The 6164-nt window shown below is 61.7% G+C and carries 8 protein-coding genes; 1 reads left to right on the top strand and 7 read right to left on the bottom strand.

Annotation, left to right across the window (positions count from 1 at the left end; translation table 11 throughout):
* The 5 genes from J0I79_RS11865 to eno form a co-directional block, all read right to left on the bottom strand.
* On the bottom strand, window positions 1-641 hold a 641-nt coding region (locus J0I79_RS11865; protein ID WP_292858069.1), incomplete at its 3' end, for a biotin/lipoyl-containing protein.
* 18 nt (window positions 642-659) lie between these two features.
* Window positions 660-2060 carry a pyruvate dehydrogenase complex E1 component subunit beta gene (locus tag J0I79_RS11860; RefSeq protein WP_292858066.1) on the bottom strand — a complete coding sequence of 467 codons (1401 nt, stop codon included), beginning with the start codon at window positions 2058-2060 and terminating at the stop codon, window positions 660-662.
* Between the two features lie 14 nt (window positions 2061-2074).
* Complete coding sequence (pdhA, locus tag J0I79_RS11855; protein ID WP_292858063.1) at window positions 2075-3112, bottom strand: pyruvate dehydrogenase (acetyl-transferring) E1 component subunit alpha; 1038 nt, start codon at window positions 3110-3112, stop codon at window positions 2075-2077.
* 190 nt (window positions 3113-3302) lie between these two features.
* On the bottom strand, window positions 3303-3626 hold the full coding sequence (locus J0I79_RS11850; protein ID WP_292858060.1) for a septum formation initiator family protein: 324 nt from the start codon (window positions 3624-3626) through the stop codon (window positions 3303-3305).
* A gap of 154 nt (window positions 3627-3780) precedes the next feature.
* Window positions 3781-5055, bottom strand: a complete 1275-nt coding sequence (gene eno, locus J0I79_RS11845) for a phosphopyruvate hydratase (RefSeq protein WP_292858057.1) — start codon at window positions 5053-5055, stop codon at window positions 3781-3783.
* 199 nt (window positions 5056-5254) lie between these two features.
* Between eno and J0I79_RS11840 the strand changes: the two genes are divergently transcribed.
* A complete protein-coding gene (locus J0I79_RS11840; RefSeq protein WP_292858054.1) occupies window positions 5255-5380 on the top strand; it encodes a hypothetical protein in 126 nt (41 codons plus the stop codon).
* Between the two features lie 52 nt (window positions 5381-5432).
* Here the strand turns inward: J0I79_RS11840 and J0I79_RS11835 are convergent, their stop codons facing one another.
* Entirely contained in the window at window positions 5433-5798 is a 366-nt protein-coding gene (locus J0I79_RS11835; protein WP_292858051.1) for a PRC-barrel domain-containing protein, read from the bottom strand.
* An 84-nt stretch (window positions 5799-5882) separates the two neighbouring features.
* On the bottom strand, window positions 5883-6086 hold the full coding sequence (locus J0I79_RS11830; protein WP_056567944.1) for a dodecin family protein: 204 nt from the start codon (window positions 6084-6086) through the stop codon (window positions 5883-5885).
* Between the last annotated feature and the right edge of the window lie 78 nt (window positions 6087-6164).

The raw sequence follows: 6164 nt of genomic DNA, 5'->3' as shown, positions 1-6164 counted from the left end.
ACCTGGTCGTCCGACATCGCCTTGGCAGGAGCGGGAGCGGCGGCCGCCGGCGCGGCAGCTGGCGCCTTGGCGGCCGGAGCGGCCTTCGCGCCACCACCAGCGATCGCGGCATCGACATCGGCCTTGACCACACGGCCATGCGGGCCGGTTCCTGTCACGGCCGAAACGTCGACGCCCGCTTCCTTGGCAATGCGTCGCGCAAGCGGCGATGCGAAGACGCGCTCGCCGTCGGCATGGCCATTGGCGGCCGGAGCCGCCGCCTTCGGCGCGGGAGCTTCGGCCTTAGGCGCCTCGGATTTTGGTGCATCGGCCTTGGGAGCTTCAGACTTTGCAGCAGGCGCTTCTGCCTTCGCCGGCGCGGCGGTGCCGCTGCCTTTGGCAGCAGCGCCCGCATCTTCGCCCTCGGCGGCGAGCACGGCGATCAGCGCATTGACCTTGACGCCTTCCGTGCCGGCGGGCACGACAAGCTTCGCCACCGTACCCTCATCGACGGCCTCGACTTCCATCGTCGCCTTGTCGGTCTCGATCTCGGCGATCACGTCGCCGGGCGAAACATGATCGCCCTCCTTGACCAGCCACTTGGAAAGATTGCCTTCCTCCATCGTAGGCGACAGGGCGGGCATGGTGATGTTGATTGGCATGTGTTCCTCCCGACCCGTTCAGCGATACGCGACGGCTTTGACCGCCTCGATGACCTCGCCGACATTCGGCAACGCCAATTTTTCGAGATTGGCCGCATAAGGCATCGGCACGTCCTTGCCGGCTATGGTGATGACCGGCGCGTCGAGGAAGTCGAAGGCGCGCTGCGAGACCTGATTGGCGATATGGTCGCCGACCGAGTTCTGCGGAAAGCCCTCCTCGACCACGACAAGCCGGTTGGTCTTCTTGACCGAAGCGATAACCGTGTCGAGATCGAGCGGGCGGATGGTCCTGAGATCGATAACCTCGGCATCGATGCCCATGCCACGCAACTCGGCTTCAGCCTTGACCGCATAAGTCATGCCAATGCCGAACGAGACGATGGTGACGTCCTTGCCGGCTTTGTGAATGCGCGCCTTGCCGATCGGCAGCACGAAATCGTCGAGCTTCGGCACGTCGAAGGACTGGCCGTAGAGGATTTCGTTCTCGAGGAAGATGACCGGGTTCGGGTCGCGGATCGCTGCCTTGAGCAGACCCTTGGCATCGGCGGCGGTGTAAGGCATCACCACCTTGAGGCCGGGAATATGGCTGTACCAGGCGGCATAGCACTGCGAGTGCTGGGCCGCGACGCGGGCTGCCGCGCCGTTCGGGCCACGGAAGACGATCGGCGCGCCCATCTGGCCGCCCGACATATAAAGCGTCTTCGCGGCCGAGTTGATGATCTGGTCGATCGCCTGCATGGCGAAGTTGAAGGTCATGAACTCCACGATCGGCTTCAGTCCGGCCATCGCCGCTCCAACGCCGACGCCGGCAAAGCCGTGCTCGGTGATCGGCGTGTCGACGACGCGGCGCGGGCCGAATTCCTGCAGCAACCCTTGCGTGATCTTGTAGGCGCCCTGGTACTCGGCAACCTCCTCGCCCATGACGAAGACATCGCCGTCACGGCGCATCTCCTCGGCCATGGCGTCACGCAATGCCTCGCGCACAGTGGTCGAGACCATCTCCGTGCCGGCAGGAATGTCCGGATCGGCTGCGATTTCCGCTTTTGGCGCGGCCGCTACCGGTGCTGCCGCCGGTTTGGCGGGCTCCGCCTTCTCTTCGGCCGGCGCCTCGGCCTTGGCGGCCGATGGTTCAGCCTTGGCGGGAGCGGCGGACTTGCCGGCATCGGCGGCGCTTTCGCCATCCTGCAGCAGAACCGCGATCGGCGTGTTAACCTTGACGCCTTCGGTGCCGGCGGCGATCAGGATCTTGCCCAGCGTGCCTTCGTCGACGGCTTCCACCTCCATCGTCGCCTTGTCGGTCTCGATCTCGGCGATGACGTCACCGGCGACGACCTTGTCGCCTTCGTTCTTCAACCATTTGGAAAGATTGCCCTCTTCCATCGTCGGCGAGAGAGCGGGCATGAGAATTTCGATCGGCATGTCCTGGCCCTCCCTTACAATACGATATCGGTCCAGAGCTCGGACGCATCCGGCTCCGCATCGTTCTGGGCGAATTCGGCGGCATCGGCGACGATGTCGCGAACTTCCTTGTCGATGGTCTTCAGCTCGTCCTCGGTAGCCCACTTCTTCTCGATCAACCGCGCCTTGACCTGCTCGATCGGGTCATGCTCGGAGCGCATCTTCTGCACTTCCTCCTTCGAGCGGTATTTCGCCGGGTCGGACATGGAATGGCCGCGATAGCGGTAGGTCTGCATTTCGAGGATGAGAGGTCCGTTACCGGAACGGCACCATTCGGTGGCGAGATCGGCGGCCGCCTTGACGGCGCGCACATCCATGCCGTCGACCTGTATGCCCGGGATCTTGAACGAGGCGCCGCGGTGCGAAAAGTCTGTCTCGGCCGACGAGCGCGACACAGAAGTGCCCATCGCGTAGCGGTTGTTCTCGATGATGTAGATCACCGGCAGCTTCCACAGCGAGGCCATGTTGAAGCTCTCGTAGACCTGGCCCTGGTTGGCGGCGCCGTCGCCGAAATAGGTCAGCGAGACGTTCTTGTTCTCGCGATAGCGGTTGGCAAAGGCCAGGCCGGTGCCGAGCGACACCTGCGCACCGACGATGCCGTGGCCGCCATAGAAATGCTTCTCCTTGGAGAACATGTGCATGGAGCCGCCCTTGCCCTTGGACAGGCCGCCGCGGCGTCCGGTGAGTTCCGCCATGACGCCGCGCGGCGACAGGTCCATCGCCAGCATATGACCGTGATCGCGGTAGGCGGTGATCATCTGATCGCCTTCGATCAGCGCCATCTTCATGCCGGTGACGACCGCTTCCTGGCCGATATAGAGATGGCAGAAGCCGCCGATGAAGCCCATGCCATAGAGCTGGCCGGCCTTTTCCTCGAAGCGTCGGATAAGCAGCATGTGCCGGTAGGCGGACAGCTCCTCGTCTTTTGTGAAGTCGGCCGGCTTCGGCGCCGAAAGACCGGATTTGCCTTCGGATTTGGATTTGGCAGGCGCTTTTCTGGCTGCGGTGGCCATGCATCACTCCCTGTTGGCGTCTCTTTGCGGACATTGGAGCGGAACAATCCACTCCGGGGAGGTCACCCTCCCCTGCGATTTATGGGAGGCTAACACGTAAAAACGCACTCCGCCATGTCGAAAATGCATAGCTGGCATGCGCCTAAGCGATTAAAATCATTGAAAATATTGGCGATTAACCGAAATAAGATTAATTCGCCGAGGCCGGCAGCATGATGGTGATCTCGTCAGCCTGGGACAGATTGAGCGCCCTGCGCGCCTGCTCGTCGAGCATATCCTTCTCAAGCGTACCGTCATGCATCAGCTTGACGCGCCGCTCCAAATCCATCCTGCGCGCCTTGATGGCATCGAGCTGCCCCTGCAGCGCGACCTTCTCGGCCTCCAACTTGTATTTCGAATTGATGCCGAATTCGCCGTGATAGGCATGAAAGCCGAAATAGGCCAGGAACACCACGCAGAGCGAGGGAATGATCAGCCGGCCCGTGTTTCTCTGCTTGTGATGACGCGTCCACATGACTGATTCCCCATGGCCGCGAACTCGAACGACCGTCAGCCTTTTTCGCCCGATTGTGCTTAACGGACGGTTACGCGGGATCGGCTTGGCTTTCCGCAAATGAAAAAGGGCGGGATGCCCCGCCCTTCCCCTCGACCAATAATGTAGCTGAGACTCAGCCCTTGATCACCGACTTGCCGGCATAGCGCGCCTGCTTGCCAAGCTCTTCCTCGATGCGGATCAGCTGGTTGTACTTGGCCATGCGGTCGGAGCGCGACAGCGAGCCGGTCTTGATCTGCCCGCAATTGGTGGCGACCGCGAGGTCGGCGATGGTGGAATCCTCGGTTTCGCCCGAGCGGTGCGACATGACGGCGGTGTAGGCCGCCTTGTGCGCCGTCTCGACGGCGTCGAGCGTCTCGGTTAGCGAGCCGATCTGGTTGACCTTGACCAGGATCGAATTGGCGACGCCCATGCGAATGCCGTCGCGCAGGCGCGCCGTGTTGGTGACGAAAAGGTCGTCGCCGACGAGCTGGGTCTTCTTGCCGATCAGGTCGGTGAGATACTTCCAGCCTTCCCAGTCATCCTCGGCAAGGCCGTCCTCGATCGAGATGATCGGATAGTCGGCGGCGAGCTTGGCCAGATATTTGGCCTGCGCCTTGGGATCGCGCGTCTTCTTCTCGCCTTCATAGACGTAGTTGCCGTCCTTGAAGAACTCGGTCGCGGCGCAATCGAGGCCGAGCGCGATCTCCTCGCCCGGCTTGAAGCCGGCCTTCTCGATCGATTCCATGATGAAATCGAGCGCCACCGGCGCGCTCTTGAGGTTCGGCGCGAAACCACCCTCGTCGCCGACATTGGTGTTGTGGCCGGCATCCTTCAGCTTCTTGCGCAGCGTGTGGAAGATTTCCGAGCCCCAGCGCACGCCTTCGCGCAGCGTCGGTGCGCCGACCGGCAGGATCATGAATTCCTGGAAATCGATAGGGTTATCGGCATGCGCGCCGCCATTGATGATGTTCATCATCGGCACCGGCAGGATGTGCGCCTTGGTGCCGCCGACATAGCGGTAGAGCGGCAGGCCGGCGGCATCGGCAGCGGCCTTGGCGACCGCAAGCGACACGCCGAGGATGGCGTTGGCGCCGAGGCGGCTCTTGTTGGGCGTGCCATCGAGCTCGATCATGGTCTGGTCGATATGGATCTGGTTTTCGGCTTCCATGCCGCCGATCGCCTCGAACAGCTCGCCATTCACGGCCTCCACGGCCTTGAGCACGCCCTTGCCGAGATACCGGGCGCCGCCGTCGCGCAGTTCGACGGCTTCGTGCGCGCCGGTCGAAGCGCCTGATGGCACCGCGGCGCGGCCCATCGAGCCGTCTTCGAGTATGACGTCGACCTCAACGGTCGGATTTCCACGGCTGTCCAGGATTTCACGCCCGACAATATCGATGATGGCGGTCATTGCGGTGTCCCCGATTGATCAGAAGGAAGGTCGCGCCCGTCTTAGCCAAAGCGACGCAAAAGGCAATCGGGCCGGCGCCAATTATTGGCATCACGCCGAGTCACGAAGCGCAAATCTCTGTCATCATTAGTCATGCTGCCAGCCAGCCATTTCGGGTTATGGCTGCAGGCGCGAGGGGCGAAACAGGAGGAGTTTCGCCATGTCCGAGTTGAGCGGTATCGTCAGTCTGTTCCTGATCGCGGCCGCGTTCCTGACGTCATGCGACGCCAAACAGTCACCAACGAAAGCCAGCGCGCCTTTGCCTGCCTTTCACATCAGTGAGTGAACATCTCTTTGGTTGAAAAAGGCCCCGAAACGGGGCCCTTTTCACTACGGCGTCAGTGCCAGTAAGGCGTGACCTTGTAATATTCGTAAGACGCATCGCGCGCGCTTTCGCCGTCCGCGCCGGCTAGTTCGTTGATCGAATAAGCCGGAGCCGCCTTCAACTGCTCCTTCGAGAAGGGGACGACATAGCCGCCCTTGTTCTCGTCATAGTCCAGGCTCGCCCAAGGGATGGCGTGATATTTCTCGCCGATGCCAAGGAAGCCGCCAAAGCCGATCACCGCGAACATGATGCCGTTCGACGTCTTGTCGAGCATGATGTCCTCGATGGCGCCAATGCTCTTGCCCTCGGTGTTGTAGACCGATGTGCCGATCACGCGCGAAGCAGCGATGGCTTCGGTGTGGCCTGTCTGAGTGGTCATGATGCGCTCCTCGTTGTCGTTGAACTCTGCTTTGACAATGAGGCGCGGGGGCGAAAGTTCCCGACTTTTTCAGCGGCCGTGAGCTCACTCCGCCAGGATGAAAGTCACCTTCATGTTGACCCGATAGGCGGAAATCTTGCCGTCCTCGACAACGATCTTCTGATCCTGGATCCAGGCGCCTTCGACGTTCTTCAGGGTCTTCGACGCGCGGGCAATGCCCTTCTCGATGGCGTCCTGAAAACTCTTCTTAGACGATGAGGTGATTTCGGTGACGCGGGCAACGGACATGGCTTCCTCCTGCCAAAACGCTCATTTGCCGGGCAAGCGTACAACCGCCACCAGCCGACCACAAGCACCGGCTGAATG

This window comes from Mesorhizobium sp., from assembly GCF_017306585.1.
In the GTDB taxonomy this organism is placed as follows: domain Bacteria; phylum Pseudomonadota; class Alphaproteobacteria; order Rhizobiales; family Rhizobiaceae; genus Mesorhizobium.
Note: the sequence above shows the minus strand (reverse complement) of the source record. Positions and strands in the feature narration are given on the sequence as shown.